Genomic DNA, 18,638 nt, shown 5'->3' with positions numbered 1-18,638 from the left:
TGAAACCCGAACAGGCGGCTACACGAAAGGGCCCAGACATGGCGATCACGAGTGCCCCCGCTCCGGCCGGCGTCCACGGGCAGGTGGCGGAGCTGCGCGAGATCCGTGCCCGGGCACTGGCCGGCCCGAGTGAGAAGGCGACGGCGGCGCAGCACGCCAAGGGCAAGCTGACCGCGCGGGAGCGCATCGAACTGCTGCTGGACTCCGGTTCCTTCCGTGAGGTCGAGCAGTTGCGCCGGCACCGGGCCACCGGTTTCGGCCTGGAGGCCAAGAAGCCGTACACCGACGGTGTCATCACCGGCTGGGGCACGGTCGACGGCCGCACGGTCTTCGTCTACGCCCACGACTTCCGGATCTTCGGCGGCGCGCTGGGCGAGGCCCACGCCACGAAGATCCACAAGATCATGGACATGGCCATCGCGGCGGGCGCGCCTCTGGTCTCCCTGAACGACGGCGCGGGCGCCCGTATCCAGGAGGGCGTCTCGGCCCTCGCCGGCTACGGCGGCATCTTCCAGCGCAACACCAAGGCCTCCGGCGTCATCCCGCAGATCAGCGTCATGCTCGGCCCGTGCGCGGGCGGCGCGGCCTACAGCCCCGCCCTCACCGACTTCGTCTTCATGGTCCGCGACACCTCGCAGATGTTCATCACCGGCCCCGAGGTGGTCAAGGCCGTCACGGGCGAGGAGATCACGCAGAACGGGCTCGGCGGCGCGGACGTGCATGCCGAGACCTCCGGCGTGTGCCACTTCGCCTACGACGACGAGGAGACCTGCATCTACGAGGTGCGCTACCTGCTGTCCCTCCTCCCGCAGAACAACCGCGAGAACCCGCCCCGCGTGCACAACGACGATCCCGCGGACCGCCGCGGCGACGTGTTGCTCGACCTGGTGCCGGGCGACGGCAACCGGCCGTACGACATGGCGAAGGTGATCGAGGAGATCGTCGACGACGGCGAGTTCCTGGAGGTCCACGAGCGCTGGGCACGCAACATCATCTGCGCGCTGGCCCGGCTGGACGGTCAGGTCGTCGGCATCGTCGCCAACCAGCCCCAGTTGCTGGCGGGCGTGCTGGACATCGAGGCGTCCGAGAAGGCCGCCCGCTTCGTGCAGATGTGTGACGCTTTCAACATCCCGATCGTCACTTTCCTGGACGTCCCCGGGTTCCTTCCGGGTGTCGACCAGGAACACGGCGGAATCATCCGCCACGGGGCGAAACTGCTGTACGCGTACTGCAACGCCACCGTGCCGAGGATCTCCCTGATCCTTCGCAAGGCCTACGGCGGCGCGTACATCGTCATGGACAGCCAGTCCATCGGCGCCGACCTCACCTACGCCTGGCCGACGAACGAGGTCGCCGTGATGGGCGCCGAAGGTGCCGCCAACGTCATCTTCCGGCGCCAGATCGCCGAGGCCGAGGACCCCGAGGCCATGCGGGCCCGCATGGCCAAGGAGTACAAGTCCGAGCTCATGCACCCGTACTACGCCGCCGAGCGCGGTCTGGTCGACGACGTGATCGACCCCGCCGAGACCCGCGAGGTGCTGATCCGCTCGCTGGCGATGCTGCAGTCCAAGCATGCCGATCTGCCGTCCCGCAAACACGGCAACCCGCCCCAGTGACCCCTGACTCCAGTAGTGTTGGCGGTAACCGCACGCAGGGTCTGTTATCCCGGGCCGAAGTGCCCCGGACAGCCATGTGATCGCCTGTTCTCGGGGGAGCCATCTGACTGTCCGCTGGGATTCACCCTGTTCCCGGCGAGCTACTGAGAGAAAAGCACCACGTCAGAGGCTTTTGTGAGAGCAAGGGCGAAATAGTTGCACGATTCAGCAAATCATCCCGGACGGTTTGATATTGACAAACCATCTGGCCTGTTTTGTACTCGTGATTTGCTGAGTGACAGCACACATCTAGGGGGATGCGGCGTGCAGATCGGGTTATTGGGCCTATTGGACGTCCGGGAGAACGGGATCTCCATCACTCCGACCGCGCCGAAGCCCCGTCAGGCGCTGGCGCTTCTGGCACTGCACGCCGATCAAGTCGTGCCGGTCTCCGCGCTGATCGACGAGCTGTGGGCGGGCCGACCACCGCGCAGCGCGCGCACCACGCTCCAGACGTACGTGCTGCAACTGCGCGACCTCATCGGCATCGCGTTGGAGAAGGAGAGCGCTGCCGCCGGGCCGGCCGAGGGCCGGCCGCGCAGCGCCAAGGACGTCCTGGTCACCTCGCCCGGGGGGTACATGCTCGTCTCGGGTGACGGCCCCAACGACGTACGGGAGTTCGAACGGCTCGCGGGTATGGGCTACCGCGCGCTCGACACGGGCGACTTCCAGGGGGCCTCCCGCCTGCTGCGTGAGGCGCTCGCCCTCTGGACCGGCCTCGCCTTCGCCGGCGTGCAGACCGGCACGCTGCTGGAGACGGAGGCCAGGCGGCTGGAGGAGAGCCGGCTGTGCGCCCTCGACCAGCGCATCGAGGCCGACCTCCGGCTCGGCCGCCACCGCGAGCTGCTCGCCGAGCTCACGGTGCTGACCAGCCGGTACCGCACCCACGAGAACCTGCACGCCCAGTTCATGCTGGCGCTGCACCGCTCGGGCCGGCGCGGCGAGGCCCTCGACGTGTACCAGCGGCTGCGCGGCACGCTCATACGAGGGCTCGGCCTGGAGCCGTCGGAACGGCTGCGCCGGCTCCAGCGGTCGATCCTGATTACCGCCCAGGAGACCGCGCCGCAGTCGGAGCAGCGGCTGGCGGCCGCGGTTTCGCCGGCCCGGGTGTGCGGCACCGCCCGGTGAGGGCTGTGCAGCCGTAGGGGAGACCGTCGGTGTGACGTGAGGGGCCGCCACCGGGCGGCCCCTCACGCGCGGACCGGACGTGTCAGGACCCGGCCGCCGGTTCCGCACCACGGTGGCACCCGCCGCGACGCGCGCCCCCCTTACCTTTTTCGTGGCTCCGCAATGGGGCTACCGGCCTTCGGGTCCGGCATGACTTCCCCCCTTGTTGTTCATGATCCGGGGGGTGGTCTCACCGGGCCCGGAGGCATCGACGGACCGCTGATGAGGGGCTTGAGCACCGGCTTCACCCGAGCCGGAAGAAGCTCTCCGTAACGTGGATGTGGCAGCTCGGTGCCCTGGCAAGGCCGGACGAAAGCGTCACCGGCCGCCCGGCCCGTTTTCCTGACCTCAACTCGATGGCGGACAAGGGGAGTTGTGACAGGAGCAGCCCTGTGACGCCTTTACCGCAAGGCTGAAACCGGGGATGGTGTGGACATCGAGGTGCTGGACACCCTGGACGTCAGGGAGAACGGCATCCCCGTGACACCCACCGCACCGAAACCGCGCCAGGTGCACGAGCCCGGGCCACCGGGCGATGGACGCCGCAGACCACCTGGGCGCGGCAGAGCGGCTGCGGGAAGCGCTCCGCCTGTGGAGCGGACCCGCCGTCGCCCGCATGCGGATGGCAGATCGCTGCGGGCGGAGGCCAGGTGGCTGGAGCCCGGCCCCCGAGAGGCTGTGGGGCCAGTACATGCTCGTCCTGCACCGGTCCGGGCGGCGCAGCGAGGCACTGCGTGCGTACCGGCGGATCCGCACGACCCTGGTACGGGAGTTCGGGCTCGAGCCGTCGGCCATTCCGGCGCGTCCGCGGCCTGGTCCTCGCGTCCGGTGGGGACGCCGGCCCCGAGCGCCGCGAGCGCGGCAACTGAGCGACGGCGCGCACGGCGGACCGGGACGAGGAGTCCCGGACGGTCCTGCGCGTCGAGGATCGCTCAAATGCCGCTGAAGGAACCGATGCCTCCGGTGTGAGTCCGACTAGCGTGCGAATCCACCGACGACTTTCCGTCATCGGGTCAACGGAGGGAACCATGGAGATTCAGGTCTTGGGTCCGCTGTCTGCCACCGTGAACGGGGACTCGATCGTCCCGACCGCCGGAAAACCCCGCCAGGTCCTCGGCCTGCTCGCGCTGTACCCGGGCCGGGTCGTGCCCGTGTCGACGCTGATGGAGGAGATCTGGGGGACGGAGCTGCCACAGAGCGCGATGACCACGCTGCAGACGTACATCATGCAGCTGCGTCGGTGCATCGGCAGCGCGATGGGATCCGATGCGCCGGGCGCGGCGAAGAAAATTCTGGCCACTCGGCACGGCGGATACATGCTGCGGATCCCGCCGGAGTCCGTGGACGTGCACACCTATGAGCGCCTGGCCGCCGCGGGCCAGGAGGCGTTCGAGCGGGTCGACGACGCGCGCGCCGCCCGGTGCTACCGGCAGGCGCTCGCCCTGTGGCAGGGACCCGCGCTGGTGGACGTACGACGCGGGCCGGTCCTGGGGATAGAGGTCACGCGGCTGGAGGAGTCCCGGCTGATGATCACGGAACGGCGTATCGACGCCGACCTGCGGCTCGGCCGGCACGCAGAACTGATCGCCGAACTGACCGACCTGATCGCCCGTCACTCGCACCACGAGGGCCTGCACGCGCAGGCGATGGTGGCCCTGTACCGGTCCGGACGGCAGGCCTCCGCCCTGACCGTGTACCGGCGGCTGCGGGAGGGCCTGATCGAGGAACTCGGCGTGGAGCCCTCGCCGCAGCTGCAGCGCCTGCACCAGGCCATGCTCGCGGTCGACCCCGAACTCGATGTGGTGGCGGGCCCGCGCCGCGGTTCCACCTTCGACCGTTACGTCGCCTAGGGCGCGGCCCGTGCGGCCGGCGGTGTGTTCGGCCGGGTATCCAGTGCCGTTCGAGGGGGTCCGGTCATGCTCGTACCCCGCCCCGCGGTGCCGGAGCGGACGAAGAGGAGGGGACCCATGTCGGTCGAACAGCCGGTGCGACTTCACTGCTTCGCACACTCCGCCGAGGGTGTCGGAGTCTTCGACGACTGGGCGGCGGACGTGGGAGCCGGTGTGGAGCCGGTCCCGGTCCTGCTGCCGGGCTGCGCGCAGCGGCGCACCGAACCCCGGATCACCACGCACGCCGCGCTGCTGGCGGACGTACTGCCGTCGTTCACGGAGTCCCGGCGCGGCCCGTACGCCCTGTACGGGGCCGGGCTCGGCGCGATGGCGGCGCGCGGCGTGGCACGAGCCCTGCTCGAGGCGGGCCTGCCGGGCCCGGCGTTCCTCGCCGTCGGCGCCTGGCCGCCGCCGCGGCCGCCCGCCGCGCTGGCGGACGTCCGCCGGGCCACGGACGCCGAGCTGCTGCACGCCCTGAGCCGCGGGGGAGCTGTACCGGCCCACAGCGACGAAGGGATCTTTCTGCGGGCCATGCTGCCGGTGCTCCGCGCCGACCTCGAACTGGCCCAGGACCTGGAGGATGCGGCCGGCAGGCCCTCCCCGGCCGGTCCGCTCACCACCCCGGTGCTCGTGGTCGTCGCACCGGACGGTCCGTACTCCGCGGGCGACGCGGCCGGCGACTGGCACCGGTGGACCGACGGGCCCGTACGGGTGCGGACCGTCCCCGGGCCTCACGCGTTCGGACGCGGTGGCCGTGAACTGCCCCGGCTGCTGGGCCGGGCCTGCCGCATCGCCCGCCGGCTCGTCCAGGAGGCCGAGCCCGTCGGCTGATCTCCGTGCGCGGCTCGGCGCCAGGCGCCGGTCCGCGGCTCGGCGTCGTCCCGCGCACGGCCGGCGCCTCGGCGCCCCGGGCTGCACGTCGGTGAGCGCCGTGCTGATGCCGGGCACCGGGGGCCCCGCGCGCCCGGCCGGTCCGTCCCGGTCCACCCGCTGCGCCCGGTCCCCGCTCGTACCCGGCTTCACCTCCACCCGGATGAACGGCTCACGGCCGCGTTCCGCCCCCGGCGTGGCGGTTCGGGACCGTTCCGGACGCGGGCAGGCCGGGAGACACCTGACGCCCGTGACGCCCGGCGGCCCTCGTACGCCGGGCCGCCCGCGGACCGCAGACGGCCGGGGCGGCCGGGCGTCCGGCGTCACGGGCGGCGGCTACCACTCGATCAGGGCGAAACTCGCGGCCATGCCGCCGCCGAAGCCGGCCAGCAGGACCAGCTCCCCCGGGCGGAACCGGCCGGCGCGGACGGCCGCGTCCATGGTGATCGGGATGGAGGCGGCACCCGTGTTGCCGTAGGTCTCGACCGTGCGGTGCATGGTGGCCCGGGGCAGGTGCAGCTCCTCGAAGGCGGCGTCGAGCATGACGCCGTTGGCCTGGTGCGGGACGAAGTGGCTGATGTCGGCGGCCTCCACACCGGCCTCGTGCAGGAAGCCCTTGGTCAGCTGCGGCAGTTGCTCCATGACGAAGCGGCGTACCTCGCGCCCGTCCATCGCGAAGTACTGCAGGCCGGTGTCGAGGCCGTCCCGGTCCAGAGGCAGCCGGCTGCCGCCCCCGGGCACCTGGATCAGGCCCGTGAGGTCGCCGAAGGTGTGCAGGGCCACCCGCCGCACCACCGGGCCCCGGCCGGTCGGACCGAGGACCATCGCGCCGGCGCCGTCCCCGAACAGGATGACGGTCTTGCGGTCGGCCGGGTCGAGGATGCGCGAGTAGACGTCCGCGCCGATGACCAGCGCGTAGCCACCCCGGTGCACCAGGGTGCCCGCCACCGAGGAGAGCGCGTACACCGTGCCGGAGCACACCGCGTTGACGTCGAACGCCGCCGTGCCGGCCGCACCGAGGTGCTGCTGGACGTAGGCCGCCGTGGGCGGCTGGGGCCGGTCCGGCGTGGAGGTGGCGACCGCGATCACGGTGAGCTGCTCGGGGGTGATGCCGGCGGACAGCAGCGCGGCCCGCCCCGCCGCCGCGGCCAGATCCGAGGTGGCCTGGTCCCCGGCTGCCCAGCGCCGCTGCCGGATCCCGGTCTTCCGGGTGATCCAGGCGTCGTCCACACCGGCCGGCGCACCGACCTCATCGTTGGAGACGATCCGTTCCGGTACGTAGGCACCCGTACCGAGAACGCGGATCCTGACGTCGGTCATGCGGCTGCCCTCCCCTCAGGTGGTCGTGGAATGGCTGTGCGAAAGGCCGGCCCGGAGCACGTCCCGGGCCGGCGGAAGGCATCGTCAGCGCGCCTCGTAGACGCGCTTGTGGCCGCTGATCCCGGCCAGCCGGTAGGGGCCGGTGGTCTGTGCCGGGGTGGAGTGGTCGCCGCCGTCGGCCGGGAGCGACCGTTCGTGCAGCGCGCGGTAGCCGGCGTAGTCGACGGGCTTGCGCCGGGCGATCGCCTCGCGGTTCTCCTCCGTACGCAGGTGCTCCCGGTACCCGGCGACGACGGTGCCGGCGAAGAACTCGGCGACGCTGCCGGAGCCGTAGCTCAGGAAGGCGACCGGCCGGCCGGTCAGGTCGTCCGCCCGGTCGAGCAGAGCGGCCAGGCCCAGATACACCGACGCGGTATAGCTGTTGCCGACGACCGTGTTGTAGGCCGTGGTCGAGCCGAGGGCCCGCTCGAGCGCGTCCCGGTCGGCGTCGTGGCCGCAGAACTCCAGCAGATGGCGGTGGGCCTTGTAGGCCATCTTGGTGAACGGCTGGTGGTAGACGAACGCGGCGAACTCCTCCAGGGAGCGGCCGTCCTGCTGCGCGTAGTCCTTCCAGGCGCCCTCGACGGCCTGGAGGTAGGCGCTGATGGACTCCTGCCCGTCGACCAGGGCCGTATCGCGGTAGTTCGGCCGCCAGAAGTCCATGACGTCCGCGGTGAACAGGCCCGACGGCTCCTCGATACGCACCAGGGCGGGGTCGGCGCCGACCAGCATGGCCACCGCGGCCGCGCCCTGCGTGGCCTCGCCCGGACTGTCCAGCTCGTACTTGGAGACGTCGCTCGCGATCACCAGGACCTGCTGGGCGGGATCGCGCCGCACCAGGCCGATCGCGAACTGGAGGGCGGCCGTCGCCCCGTAGCACGCCTGCTTCAGCTCGACGACCCGGCAGGCCGACGGCAGGCCGATCAGGGAGTGCACGTACACCCCGCCCGCCTTCGCCTGGTCGATCGACGACTCCGTGGCGAACACCACCGTCCGGATGCGGTCCTTGCTGTGCCGGGCGACGATCGGCGCGGCCGCGGTCGCCGCCATCGTCACGATGTCCTCGTCCGCGGCCGGCACGCTCATCGAACGCTGGCCGATGCCCACGTGGTACTTGCCGATGTCGGTGCCGTTGTGCTCGGCGAGGGCGGTGTGCGGCAGGACGAACTCGGATGTGGCGAACGACAGGTCGTGGATTCCGATGGAGATGGACATGCCCTATGCACCAACCTTTGCGGTCTTGTTGTCGCGTTCCAGCTGGACGTGTGCACGCATGAGCTCACCCGGGTTGGTCTGCGCCGCGAGCAGCGAGAGTTCACCGCAGAGCACCGCCGCCGCCGCGATGACCGCCAGCCGGCGCGCGTTCTCCCCGGGTTCGCGGTCGTCCCGGCAGCCGAGCCGGGTCAGGTTCGTCTCCACGAAGCCGAGGCCCTTGCCGTTGCCGACCGTGCCCACGATCAGGTTCGGCAGCGTGCAGGCGAAGTAGAGGTCGCCGTCGCGGTCCTCGGCCATGGTGACGCCCTGCGACCCCTCAACGATGTTGGCCGCGTCCTGGCCGGTCGCCAGGTAGAACCCGAGCAGCATGTTCGCGAAGTGGGCGTTCGCCGAGCGGATGCCGCCGGCGAGCAGGGTGCCGAGCAGGTTCTTGCGCAGGTTCAGCTCGGCGATCCTGGCGGCGGTCGTGTGCAGGACGCCCTCCACGACCCCGCGCGGCACGAGCAGCTCCGTGACCACGTTCTTGCCGCGCCCGAGGATCCCGTTGACGGCGGTCGCCTTCTTGTCCGTGCAGTAGTTGCCCGAGATCGATCCGTACGAGATCCCGGGAACGGTCTCCAGCAGGTGTCTCAGGAGCGCGTCGGAGGCGAGCGTCGCCATGTTGTGCCCGGAGGCGTCGCCGGTGGCGAACTCGAACCTGAGGAACAGCAGGTTGGCGTTGATCTCGTGCCGGACCCCGATGAGCCGGGCGAACCTGCTGCAGCCGCGCACCACCTCCTGCAACTCGTCGGTCCGCGCCTCGATGGACCGGGCGGCCGCGAGCGCGGTCTGCGCGTCCGTCGCCTCGACCAGCACCGAGCGCGTCATCCGCTCGTCGACCAGGGTGGCGACGATGCCCTGCTCGGTCAGCATGGAGACCTTCGCCCCGCGGCCCACGGAGGGCCACAGCGGCGACTCGTAGGTGGCGAGCGGTACCTGGGTCTCGGTGGTGGCGACGTTGCCCGAAATGCGAAGGGGGCCCACCCACCGCATCGGGACCCCGGCTATGGCGTGTATGTCGGTCATCGTGTGCTTCCCGTCATTTCGTGGAGGACCGCGGCGGAGCCGGACCGCTGGGCGAGCCGCCGCGTGTCGATGCCCCGGTCGGCGCAGAAGGAACGAATCTCGCCGTGGACCAGCAGGTCGCAGCGGGTGAGGTCGGCGGGGGTGCGCGCGCCGAGCATCGTCTGCAGCGCCGCCAGTTGGTCCAGCCAGGTGATGATCTGCGCGACCAGCGCCGGGACGCCGCCGTCGAGCAGGGTGCGCAGGAATCCCGCAGAGGCCCCGACCGCGCGGGCGCCGAGCGCGAGCGCGCGGGCGACGTCGAGCGGGTGACGGACCCCGCCGGAGGCGAGAACGGGAAGCCCGGCGTCCTGCGCGTCCAGGAGACAGGCGGGGGTGGACTGCCCCCAGCCGTGCAGGAAGGCGTAGTCGGCGAGTTCCCGCCGGCCGTTCTCGATGCGGGCGAAGTCCGTGCCGCCGCGGCCGCTGACGTCGGCCGCCCGCACCCCTAGCTCCCGCAGGGTCAGGACGGTCTGACGGCTCAGCCCGTTGCCGACCTCCTTGACGATCACGGGGACACCGGCCGCCGCCGCGATCTTCTCGATCTGCGGGCCCCAGGACGAGAACGACCGGTCGCCCTCCGGCATCGGCGTCTCCTGCGCCGTGTTGATGTGGATCTGCAGGGCGTCCGCCTCCAGCAGGTCGATGGCGCGCCGCGCGTTGTCGACCGACGTCGTCGCGTTGATGTTCGCCATGACGAACCCGTCCGGGTTCTCCTCGCGCAACACGCGGAACGTGCCCGCGCACGACGGGTCCTTGAGATAGGCGTTCATGGACCCCGAGGCGATCGGCACCCCGGTCTCGCGGGCGGCCGTGGCCAGATCCCGGTTGATGGCACCGGTCTTGGCACTGCCGCCGGTCATCGCGTTGATGTAGATCGGCACCTGCCAGGACAGCCCGGCGAAGTCCGTGCCCAGGGACACGTCCGGCCGGTCGATGCCGGCCAGGGCGTGGTGCACGAACGACACGTCGTCGAACTGGTTGCGTCCGCTGTGCGCCTGGTGCTGCTCGATGGCGAGCCGGACGTGGTCGTCCTTGCGCTGAGCGCTCATTCCGCGATTCCTTCCAGGGCCGGACGGACGGGCAGGGGCAGCACCCCCGCTGCCTCCCACCGCCGCCGTAGGTGTGTGATGTCCCGCGTCGCCCCGGCGTCCAGCAGAGCGATGCCGCAGTCGCCGCCGCCCGCCCCGGAGGGCTTGGCCGCGCCTCCGACGGCCTCGGCGGCGTCGCACAGGGCCGTCAGCCCGGGCGTGAAGATGCCGAGGCGGACCTCGCCGTCCAGACGGGCCAGCTCCCGCCGGGCCCGGCGGATCTGGCGCAGCAGGGCCGGACGGTCGCCGGTCTCCAGAGCCGTGACCGCGGAGCGCACGCAGTCGGTGGTGGTCGCCACGAACCTCTGGTGGGAGAGGCTGCCCCGCCAGGCGCGCCGGTGCAGGCCGGACACCAGGGACGCGGTGGAGGCGGGCTCCCCGGTCCAGCCGACCTCCAGCGTCAGGCCGGCGGGCGGCGGCAGCCGGCGCACGGCGTGGCCCGGCCAGGGCGCGCGCAGCGCTCTGCCGACCCCCAGGCGCCGGGCCAGATCGAGCACGAAGTCCCGGTCGGGCGCCTGGTACGCGATCCAGCCGCCCCAGGTGCTGGCGGCGAGATCACCACCGGACGCTTTCGGGTCGAGTTCCGCCGTGGCGAGCATGGCCAGACGGAACCGCTCGTCCCGCGACAGCTCCAGTCCGCAGAAGGACGCCACGGCCGCGACGGTCGCCACGGTCACCGCACCGCTGGAGCCCAGACCGAACTTCCTGCCGTTCTCGTGCAGCCGGCTGCTGACCGAGACGTCCAGCGCGGGCACCGGCAGGCCGCGTTCGGTCAGCAGCCGGCCCACGGTCTCGACCGCCGTCACGACGTGGGCCAGTTCGCGGCGCGTGCGGGGCCCGTCGTACGCGCCGCGGACGACGAGCCGCCCCTCGTGCCACCGCCAGGGCACGGACCTCAGGCCGAGGTCGGAGGAGACGACGACGCCGTCCGGGGCGGGGCCGGCGTCGTCGCCAGGGCCGGACACGGCGACGGTGACCTGCCGGTCGACCGCCACCAGGACCGCCGGGTTCCCGGGCTCCACGACCGCGTACTCGCCTGCCACGAACAGCTTGCCGGGCGCGTGCCGGACGACCGTGCGCGGACGCGTCCTCATGTGCCCTCGCTCAGCAGGCGGGCGCCGTGCCCCGGACCAGCGACGAGGACCGAGGCCCGCGGGGCGGCACCGCGGACGGCCTCGGCCACCCGCTCCGCGTCCGTGCGGTGGCAGAGCACCTTCACGTTCGGCCCGGCGTCCATGGTCGCGTAGGCCGGGACGCCGTCCCGCCGCAGCCGGAGCACGCAGTCGAGCACCGTGACCGTGGCCGACGACAGATACCGCACCGCGGGGCGCGCCGCCAGCATGGTCGCGTGCATGCCGAGCGCGTTGCGCTCGGCGATCTCACCCACCGCCGCCAGGTCGCCGCGCCGCAGCGCGGCGCGCATCTCCTCCAGGTCCTGACTGCTGGAGGCGGCCCACGGCCGGTACAGCGGCGAGGTGCCGACCGTACGGCGCATGGCCTCCCTGCTGGACACGGATTTGGGGCCGGCGTCAACCACGGCGACGACCAGCGCCGGGTCGATGTCCGCCGTGGGCACCGGCTCGGCGTACGAGCAGCGGTCCGCGTCCGCGGCCGTGCCGGCGTCCCGGCCGGCGTGCCAGACGGCGAAGCCACCGAAGACCGACCGCGCGGCCGACCCCGATCCGCGCCGCGCCAGCCGGGACAGCGCGGTGGCGTCCAGGTCGAGTCCGTATGCGGCGGCGGCGGCGACGGCAAGGGCGGCGAACCCGCTGGCGGAGGACGCCAGGCCCGCCCCGGTGGGCACGGTGTTCCTCGACTCCACCACGGCTCGCCGGTCGCTCCCGGACATCTCCCGCACGAGCTCCAGGAAGGCGGTGATACGGCGCAGGGCCTCGCCCGTCGCCGGCGCCCCGTCGAGGGTGGCCTCGTCGCGCCCGGCCGCGGGGCCGAGCCGGACGCGGGTGGTCGTCGGGAAGACGTCCAGCGTCATCGACAGGCTGTCCGTCCAGGGCAGCATGAGACGCTCGTCGCGCTTGCCCCAGTACTTGACCAGCGCGATGTTCGGGTGCGCGACGGCGGTGGCGCTGCGCGTGCCGTCCTGTTCCGGCGATCGGGCCACTGTGATGGCCGGGTGTTCACTGCGCATGGTTGCCGAGCCCCTTCAGCGGTACGACCCAGGTATGTACGGCGCCGGCCTCGTGCAGCCGCCGGGTGACGTCCCGGGCCCGCTCCGGCCGGGTCTGTGCGATCATGCAGCCCCCCAGGCCACCGCCGGTGATCTTGGCGCCGAGGCTGCCTGCCTGCAGCGCGGCCACGACCAGTGCGTCGATCCGGTCGGTGCTGAGCCGGGCCTCCCGCAGCAGCTCGTGATAGTCCGTCAGCCGCGCGCCGAGTTCCTCCAGATCGCCGTCGGCGAGTGCCCGCCTGCCCGCCTCGGTCAGCTCCGACGCCCGGCTGACGAAGCGCTCCCGCGCTCCCGTGCGGCGCCGGAACTCCTCGCGCAGCAGCGCGACCGCTTCCTTGGTGCTGCCCGGCACGCCGCTGTCCGCGACGATGAACAGGATGTCGCGGCCGATGGTCAGTTCCTCGGTCCAGCCCGCCCGGAACAGCAGCGGCCGGGAGGCGCCGACGGTCCTGGCGTCCACGCCGCTGGCCCGGCCGTGCGCCATGTTCTCGGCCGTCTGCACCAGCTCGAACGCGGCGTCCTCGGTCAGTTCGCGGCCGAGGAGATCCGCCAGGGCGGCGACGATCGCCCGCGAGCCCGCCGCGCTGGAGCCGAGCCCCCGGCCGTGCGGGATCGCGCCGTCGAGGATCACGTCGAGGTGCGGCCGGTCCGCCACGCCCATGCGTGCCATGAACTCCGCGGCCAGCCTGTGCAGCCCGTCGGACGCCTGGGTCACCAGTGCCCGCGAGGAGGAACCGGTCAGCGTGTACGACAGGCCTCCCTGACTGTCACAGGCCCGGGACGACCACCCGGCGGTCGCCGTGACCGTGAGCTGGGGGACGGGAAGCGCGAGCGCCGGCGCTCCGTAGACGACCGCGTGCTCACCCAGCAGGATGGCCTTGGCGTGGGCGCGACCGATGCCGACGGAGCGGGCCCGGTGGCTCTCTGACACCCCCTCCGCCGAGGTCGGTAGAGTCAACGCACTCAGCTCCCTTTGTCTTTTCTGCGCGGAGATCGCATGGGCATGGGATCGCTTCTTCCAGAGCTCCACGGAGGGCACGAAGCAGGACGTCGGACGTGTGCGCCGCCCTCTGCGAAGGCATGGGGGGCCGGCCGCCGCACGCGGCAGGGGCACGTGGTGGTGCCGGGCATCGACGTGCGGCATCCGGTGAAACGGCGGGACGGATGCGACGGATGCGGGGAGAGGGCTGCCGCGCGGCGGCGGGTGTCCGATTTCCGGGAGGACCGGCGGACACGGCACGCGATCCACCGCCTTGCGGCGGTTTTCGGGCAGGGGAGGTGTGAGGAGATAGTGACACGCCCGGTCCCCGGCCGCCAACACCCCGCCGAAGTGACCCAGATCACTTCGGCGGGCCCGTGGGGAACGGCCCGCGGTGCCGTGCGGCCGCCGGATCAGACACGGCGCCGCAGGGCGATTTCCGTGAGTTCCTCGATGTCGAACTGCGAGCGCCGGTGCGGTGCGCCGTAGCGGGTGATCTTCCCGCGGCTCACCCACTTGCGGATGGTCGCCTCGGACACCCCCACGGCCAGTGCGGCCACCTTGGTGGGGACGAGCCGGTGGCTCGGGGGCCTGGTCATGCGTCGGCCCCCTCCCGCTGCCGCTCCATGAGCTTCCTGAGACCGAGCCACTCGCGCATGTCCCAGGAATGCCCCCCGGAACAGGTGATCCGGCTGCTCCCGGCACGTCCGCTGCCGCCGGGCGCGGCGCTGATCTTCCCGGTGCAGCCGTCCACCACGCAGTTTCTGACGAGTGTGTGGACGCCACCGCCCGATTCCGGATCGATGGTCCGGTGCAGTTCGGCGACGAGACTCTCGATCTCGTCCACGAAGTCGGCCGCCGGAGGCTGCGCGGCGAGCCAGTCCAGATGCCGCCTGAGAAACCGCGCCAGATGGGGCACGGTCCGGGGCGGGGGAGTGGTGCCCAGCTTGTCCACGACCATCCCCGACCAGGACTCGAGCACCGTGTGGATGTGATGGCGGGTGTCGAGCACCGAGATGTCGAGGTGATCGCGTGTGCGGCTCGCCGAGACCTTCGTCGGGTTGGTCCGCCTGGTCGCCGGTGAGGCCGGGTGCAGGCACTCCTGGTGAAGGCCGGGAAGCACGCGCAGATGGCGTTCCACCCCGGTGACGCAGCGAGCGCACAGGGCGGCGGCGCTGTCCTGAGCGTGGCCTCTCGGGCAAGTGCGAAACGTCATCGAAGCTCCTTCATGAGGCGGACGGGCGAACTCACGTGCCGTCCCGTGTGCCGAGCCTGTGAGGCCGCGCGCCGTGTGAGCAGTCCCATTAGAACGACCGTCGGCTCGAGTACCGGTACAGCCGCGTTCGGGTACCGCTCGCCCGGTCCGGGCGCCGAGGACGTACCGGCGGCCACGGGCTCCGCGGGCCGCCACGGCCCCGGCTTCTTGAGCCGTTTTCCACCGGGAGCCGATCCCTGATCGAGCGCCTGCCCCGACGGTTGCCCCGAGGAGGGAGAAACCGTGGAGGGTACGCATGGAGGGGGACGCGCGGCAGGCGACGGACCCCCCGCAGGGCCGCCCCCGAGGGCGGCGGCCGCCCGGTCGCCCTCGGGCCGACCGCGTCCGGCCGGTCCCCCGGTGTCGTGCGCGTCCGCCCCGCCGGCCGCGCAGGATACGGCGGCACACCTGGAGGTGTGCCTCGTCGGCGCCGGTCCCCGGGGCCTTTCCGTACTGGAACGGCTCTGCGCGCACGAACGCAAGTCGCCCCGCTGGGACACCGTCACCGTGCATGTCGCCGACCCGGACCCGCCGGGTGCGGGGCGGGTGTGGCGTCCGGCGCAGTCCCGGCACCTGCTGATGAACACCGTCGCCTGCCAGGTGACGGTGTACACCGACGCCAGCGTGCGCATCGACGGCCCGGTGGAGGAGGGGCCGAGCCTGTACGAGTGGGTGAGGGCATGGCGGTCGGGCACGCTGGAGACCGGCCGGGACGACGGCCACGACGAGGAACTGCTCGCCGAGGCGCGCGGTCTGGGGCCCGACTCCTACCCCACCCGCGCGCTCTACGGCCGCTATCTGACCTGGGTCTTCCGGCAGGTCGTGGCGGACGCCCCCGCCCATGTGACGGTGCGCACCCATCCGGCACGGGCCGTCGCCCTGGAGGACGGCCCCGCCGCGGCCGGACAGACCCTCACCCTGGAGGACGGCACCCGGCTGACCGGTCTGTCCGCGGTCGTCCTCGCCCAGGGCCACGTACCGGCCCGGCCCACCCGCACGGAACGGGAGCTGGCCGGCTTCGCCGCCCGGCACGGGCTGACGTACGTGTCTCCCGCCAACCCTGCCGACGTGGACCTGTCGGGCATCCGGCCCGGCGAGAACGTGCTGCTGCGCGGGCTCGGGCTCAACTTCTTCGACTACATGACGCTGCTCACCCAGGGCCGGGGCGGCACCTTCAGCCGTGCCGGCGGCAACCTGGTCTACCGGCCCTCGGGCCGCGAGCCGCGCCTGCACGCGGGATCCCGGCGCGGTGTTCCCTATCAGGCGCGCGGCGAGAACGAGAAAAGAGCCCACGGCCGCCACGTCCCCCGGCTCCTGACCGACGAGCACATCGCCGGGCTGCGGGCCCGGGGCACCCGCGGCGGGGCCATCGACTTCGCCGCCGACCTGTGGCCGCTGATCTCCAAGGAGGTCAGCGGCGTCTACTACACGGCCCTGCTCACGGCGCGCGGTGAACCCCGCGCGGTCACCGAGGAGTTCGCCGTGCGGTATCTGCACGCCGAGCCGGGGCGGTCCGAGGAACGGCTCCTCGCCGCGGCCGGGATCGGCCCGCCCGAGCGCTGGGACTGGGAGCGCGTCGCCCGTCCCTACGGCAGCCGCACCTTCGGCGACCTGACCGCCTTCCGCCGCTGGCTGCGCGAGCACCTCGAGGAGGACGTCCGCCTGGCCCGCCAGGGCAACGTCAGCGGACCGGTCAAGGCCGCGCTCGACGTCCTGCGGGACCTGCGCAACGAGGTGCGGCTCGCCGTCGACCACGCCGGCCTGACCGCCGACTCCCACCGGGACCACCTCGACCGCTGGTACACGCCGCTCAACGCCTTTGTGTCCATCGGCCCGCCGGCGTCCCGCATCGAGGAGATGGCCGCGCTCATGGACGCGGGCGTCCTCGACATCACGGGCCCCGGGCTGCGTGTCGGCACGGACGCGCACGACCCGCTCGGCCCCTGTTTCACCGGTACGCCGAGCGCGATACCGGGGGTGCGGGTGCGGGCCACGGCCCTCATCGAGGCCCGGCTGCCCACGACCGACCTGCGGCGCACCGCGGACCCGCTGATGAGTCATCTGCTGCGCACCGGGCAGTGCCGTCCGTACCGCATCCCGCGCGGACGGGCGGCCGCCGGTGGCGCCGCCACCGGCGGCACGGACCACGAGACCGGGGGGCTCGCGGTGACCGAGCGGCCCAACCGGCTGATCGACGCCCGGGGCGTCCCGCACCCCCGGCGCTTCGCCTACGGGGTGCCGACCGAGTCGGTGCACTGGGTCACCGCCGCGGGCATCAGGCCCGGCGTCGGCTCGGTCACCCTGGAGGACTCCAACGCCATCGCGGCGGCCGTCCTCGCCCTGCCGCCGGCCGTGCCGCGGCCCTCACCGCCCTCAGCCGCGGGCCGCACGGTCCCCGGCCCGATCACGCCCCCCAACGCGAAGGCAGGCGCATGACCTCACCGCAGGAGCCTTTGCTCACCGGAGAACTGCCCGCCCACCTGGACGCCGGGCTGCTCTCGCCGGTCCGGGCGGGTACCCCCGTCGAGGCCGCCGTGGGGGACCGCGCATGGCTGCAGGCGATGCTCGACGCGGAGGCGGCACTGGCCCGCGCGCAGGCCCGCTGCGGTACGGTGCCCGCCGACGCGGCCGAGGACATCACGGCGGCCGCCCGGGCGGACCTGCTGGACGTGCGTGAGCTGGCACTCGCCGCGCGGGAGACCGCCAACCCGGTCGTCGGCCTGGTCAAGGCGCTGACCGCGGTGGTCGCCGAGCGGTCCCCGGCCGCAGCCGAGTACGTGCACCGCGGCTCGACCAGCCAGGACGTCCTCGACACCGGTGCGATGCTGGTCGCGCAGCGGGCGCTGCGTCTGGTCGTCGCGGATCTGCGGGCCGTGGCCGCCGCACTGGGCGACCTCGCGGCACGCCACCGGGACACCGTGATGGCCGGCCGCACGCTCGCCCTGCACGCCGTGCCCACGACCTTCGGACTCAAGGCGGCCGGCTGGCGCCACCTGGTCCTCGACGCGGTCGAACGCCTCGAACGCGTCATCCGCGGCGGGCTTCCGGTGGCGCTCGGCGGCGCAGCCGGCACCCTGGCCGGCTATCTGCAGTACGCGGGGGAGGACGCCGACCCCGCGGCCGTGCTGGACGGCCTCGGTGCCGCCTTCGCCGACGAGACGGGCCTGGCCGACCCGGTCCTGCCCTGGCACGCCCTGCGCACTCCCGTCGCGGACCTGGGGGCGGCGCTCGCCCATACGGCCGGGGCACTCGGCAAGATCGCCGCGGACGTGCTGGTGCTGACCCGTACCGAGGTCGGCGAAGCGGCCGAGCCCGCGGTCGCCGGGCGGGGCGCCTCGTCGGCGATGCCGCACAAGCGCAACCCGGTGCTCGCGACCCTGATCCGCTCCGCCGCCCTGCAGGTGCCCGCTCTGGCCACCGTGCTGACGCAGTGCCTGGCCACGGAGGACGAACGCTCCGCCGGACTGTGGCACGCCGAGTGGCAGCCGCTGCGCGAGGCGCTGCGGCTCACCGGCGGCGCCGCGCACACGGCCGTCGAACTCGCCCGTGGGCTCACCGTCGACCCGGAGCGGATGCGCGCCAACCTGGCGGCGACCGGTGGGCAGCTGGTCTCCGAGCGGGTCTCGGCCGTCCTGGCGCCGCGCATCGGCAGGGCGGCCGCGAAGCGGCTGCTGACCGAGGCCTCGGCGCTCGCCGCCACGACCGGCCGTCCACTGGCCGACGTACTGGCCGGGCTCCCCCGGCTCGCCGGCGTGCTGAGCCGGGCCGAGGCCGCCGCCCTGCTCGACCCGGACGGCTACACCGGTGCCGCGGGGGCCCTGGTGGACCGTGCGCTCAGCACTGCGCAGGACACGCGCGGGCCGCAGCCGTAG

15 protein-coding genes and 1 pseudogene are annotated in these 18,638 nt (G+C 72.9%); 7 read left to right on the top strand and 9 right to left on the bottom strand.

What is annotated here, in order from left to right:
- Positions 1–38 precede the first annotated feature (38 nt).
- The 5 genes and pseudogenes from QF027_RS00245 to QF027_RS00225 all read left to right on the top strand — a co-directional run bounded on the left by QF027_RS00245 (position 39) and on the right by QF027_RS00225 (position 5,542).
- The gene (locus QF027_RS00245) at positions 39–1,616 is read left to right on the top strand and encodes an acyl-CoA carboxylase subunit beta (RefSeq protein WP_307072022.1); all 1,578 of its coding nucleotides are present in this window, start codon (positions 39–41) and stop codon (positions 1,614–1,616) included.
- Positions 1,617–1,919: 303 nt separating this feature from the next.
- A complete protein-coding gene (locus QF027_RS00240) occupies positions 1,920–2,783 on the top strand; it encodes an AfsR/SARP family transcriptional regulator (protein WP_307072021.1) in 864 nt (287 codons plus the stop codon).
- Between the two features lie 562 nt (positions 2,784–3,345).
- Positions 3,346–3,627, top strand: a pseudogene (locus tag QF027_RS00235) (BTAD domain-containing putative transcriptional regulator); the annotation flags it as partial.
- A 223-nt stretch (positions 3,628–3,850) separates the two neighbouring features.
- Positions 3,851–4,672 carry an AfsR/SARP family transcriptional regulator gene (locus QF027_RS00230; protein ID WP_306972019.1) on the top strand — a complete coding sequence of 274 codons (822 nt, stop codon included), beginning with the start codon at positions 3,851–3,853 and terminating at the stop codon, positions 4,670–4,672.
- 117 nt (positions 4,673–4,789) lie between these two features.
- Entirely contained in the window at positions 4,790–5,542 is a 753-nt protein-coding gene (locus QF027_RS00225; protein ID WP_307072019.1) for a thioesterase II family protein, read from the top strand.
- 375 nt (positions 5,543–5,917) lie between these two features.
- Here the strand turns inward: QF027_RS00225 and QF027_RS00220 are convergent, their stop codons facing one another.
- The 9 genes from QF027_RS00220 to QF027_RS00180 form a co-directional block, all read right to left on the bottom strand.
- Positions 5,918–6,901, bottom strand: coding sequence for a 3-oxoacyl-ACP synthase III family protein (locus tag QF027_RS00220; protein WP_307072018.1), 984 nt, complete (start codon positions 6,899–6,901; stop codon positions 5,918–5,920).
- Between the two features lie 84 nt (positions 6,902–6,985).
- Complete coding sequence (locus tag QF027_RS00215) at positions 6,986–8,155, bottom strand: hydroxymethylglutaryl-CoA synthase (protein WP_306972022.1); 1,170 nt, start codon at positions 8,153–8,155, stop codon at positions 6,986–6,988.
- Positions 8,156–8,158: 3 nt separating this feature from the next.
- On the bottom strand, positions 8,159–9,220 hold the full coding sequence (locus tag QF027_RS00210) for a hydroxymethylglutaryl-CoA reductase (RefSeq protein ID WP_307072017.1): 1,062 nt from the start codon (positions 9,218–9,220) through the stop codon (positions 8,159–8,161).
- Entirely contained in the window at positions 9,217–10,308 is a 1,092-nt protein-coding gene (gene fni, locus QF027_RS00205; RefSeq protein WP_307072016.1) for a type 2 isopentenyl-diphosphate Delta-isomerase, read from the bottom strand. Before fni ends, QF027_RS00210 begins: the two co-directional genes overlap by 4 nt.
- Positions 10,305–11,441: a phosphomevalonate kinase gene (locus QF027_RS00200; RefSeq protein ID WP_306972025.1), complete on the bottom strand. Its 1,137-nt coding sequence runs from the start codon at positions 11,439–11,441 to the stop codon at positions 10,305–10,307. Before QF027_RS00200 ends, fni begins: the two co-directional genes overlap by 4 nt.
- Entirely contained in the window at positions 11,438–12,493 is a 1,056-nt protein-coding gene (gene mvaD / locus QF027_RS00195; RefSeq protein ID WP_307072015.1) for a diphosphomevalonate decarboxylase, read from the bottom strand. Before mvaD ends, QF027_RS00200 begins: the two co-directional genes overlap by 4 nt.
- Positions 12,483–13,490, bottom strand: a complete 1,008-nt coding sequence (mvk, locus tag QF027_RS00190; RefSeq protein ID WP_307072014.1) for a mevalonate kinase — start codon at positions 13,488–13,490, stop codon at positions 12,483–12,485. Before mvk ends, mvaD begins: the two co-directional genes overlap by 11 nt.
- A 434-nt stretch (positions 13,491–13,924) precedes the next feature.
- Positions 13,925–14,110 carry a hypothetical protein gene (locus QF027_RS00185; RefSeq protein ID WP_306972028.1) on the bottom strand — a complete coding sequence of 62 codons (186 nt, stop codon included), beginning with the start codon at positions 14,108–14,110 and terminating at the stop codon, positions 13,925–13,927.
- Complete coding sequence (locus QF027_RS00180) at positions 14,107–14,727, bottom strand: hypothetical protein (protein WP_306972029.1); 621 nt, start codon at positions 14,725–14,727, stop codon at positions 14,107–14,109. Before QF027_RS00180 ends, QF027_RS00185 begins: the two co-directional genes overlap by 4 nt.
- A 399-nt stretch (positions 14,728–15,126) precedes the next feature.
- Between QF027_RS00180 and QF027_RS00175 the strand changes: the two genes are divergently transcribed.
- Both QF027_RS00175 and pcaB read left to right on the top strand, forming a co-directional pair.
- A complete protein-coding gene (locus tag QF027_RS00175) occupies positions 15,127–17,202 on the top strand; it encodes an FAD/NAD(P)-binding protein (protein WP_307072013.1) in 2,076 nt (691 codons plus the stop codon).
- Positions 17,199–18,638 (top strand): 3-carboxy-cis,cis-muconate cycloisomerase, encoded by a 1,440-nt coding sequence (gene pcaB, locus QF027_RS00170; protein ID WP_306972031.1) that lies wholly within the window; start codon positions 17,199–17,201, stop codon positions 18,636–18,638. Before QF027_RS00175 ends, pcaB begins: the two co-directional genes overlap by 4 nt.

Source organism: Streptomyces canus (assembly GCF_030816965.1).
Taxonomy (GTDB): Bacteria; Actinomycetota; Actinomycetes; order Streptomycetales; family Streptomycetaceae; genus Streptomyces; species Streptomyces canus_E.
This window is presented reverse-complemented; position numbering and strand designations above follow the sequence as displayed.

What these genes read in the sequence shown, in the direction of transcription:
- QF027_RS00185 (WP_306972028.1), bottom strand. Translation starts at nt 14,110, where the DNA reads ATGACCAGGCCCCCGAGCCACCGGCTCGTCCCCACCAAGGTGGCCGCA.
- QF027_RS00210 (WP_307072017.1), bottom strand. Translation starts at nt 9,220, where the DNA reads ATGACCGACATACACGCCATAGCCGGGGTCCCGATGCGGTGGGTGGGC.
- pcaB (WP_306972031.1), top strand. Translation starts at nt 17,199, where the DNA reads ATGACCTCACCGCAGGAGCCTTTGCTCACCGGAGAACTGCCCGCCCAC.
- mvaD (WP_307072015.1), bottom strand. Translation starts at nt 12,493, where the DNA reads ATGCGCAGTGAACACCCGGCCATCACAGTGGCCCGATCGCCGGAACAG.
- QF027_RS00225 (WP_307072019.1), top strand. Translation starts at nt 4,790, where the DNA reads ATGTCGGTCGAACAGCCGGTGCGACTTCACTGCTTCGCACACTCCGCC.
- QF027_RS00245 (WP_307072022.1), top strand. Translation starts at nt 39, where the DNA reads ATGGCGATCACGAGTGCCCCCGCTCCGGCCGGCGTCCACGGGCAGGTG.
- QF027_RS00220 (WP_307072018.1), bottom strand. Translation starts at nt 6,901, where the DNA reads ATGACCGACGTCAGGATCCGCGTTCTCGGTACGGGTGCCTACGTACCG.
- QF027_RS00215 (WP_306972022.1), bottom strand. Translation starts at nt 8,155, where the DNA reads ATGTCCATCTCCATCGGAATCCACGACCTGTCGTTCGCCACATCCGAG.
- QF027_RS00180 (WP_306972029.1), bottom strand. Translation starts at nt 14,727, where the DNA reads ATGACGTTTCGCACTTGCCCGAGAGGCCACGCTCAGGACAGCGCCGCC.
- QF027_RS00200 (WP_306972025.1), bottom strand. Translation starts at nt 11,441, where the DNA reads ATGAGGACGCGTCCGCGCACGGTCGTCCGGCACGCGCCCGGCAAGCTG.
- QF027_RS00230 (WP_306972019.1), top strand. Translation starts at nt 3,851, where the DNA reads ATGGAGATTCAGGTCTTGGGTCCGCTGTCTGCCACCGTGAACGGGGAC.
- fni (WP_307072016.1), bottom strand. Translation starts at nt 10,308, where the DNA reads ATGAGCGCTCAGCGCAAGGACGACCACGTCCGGCTCGCCATCGAGCAG.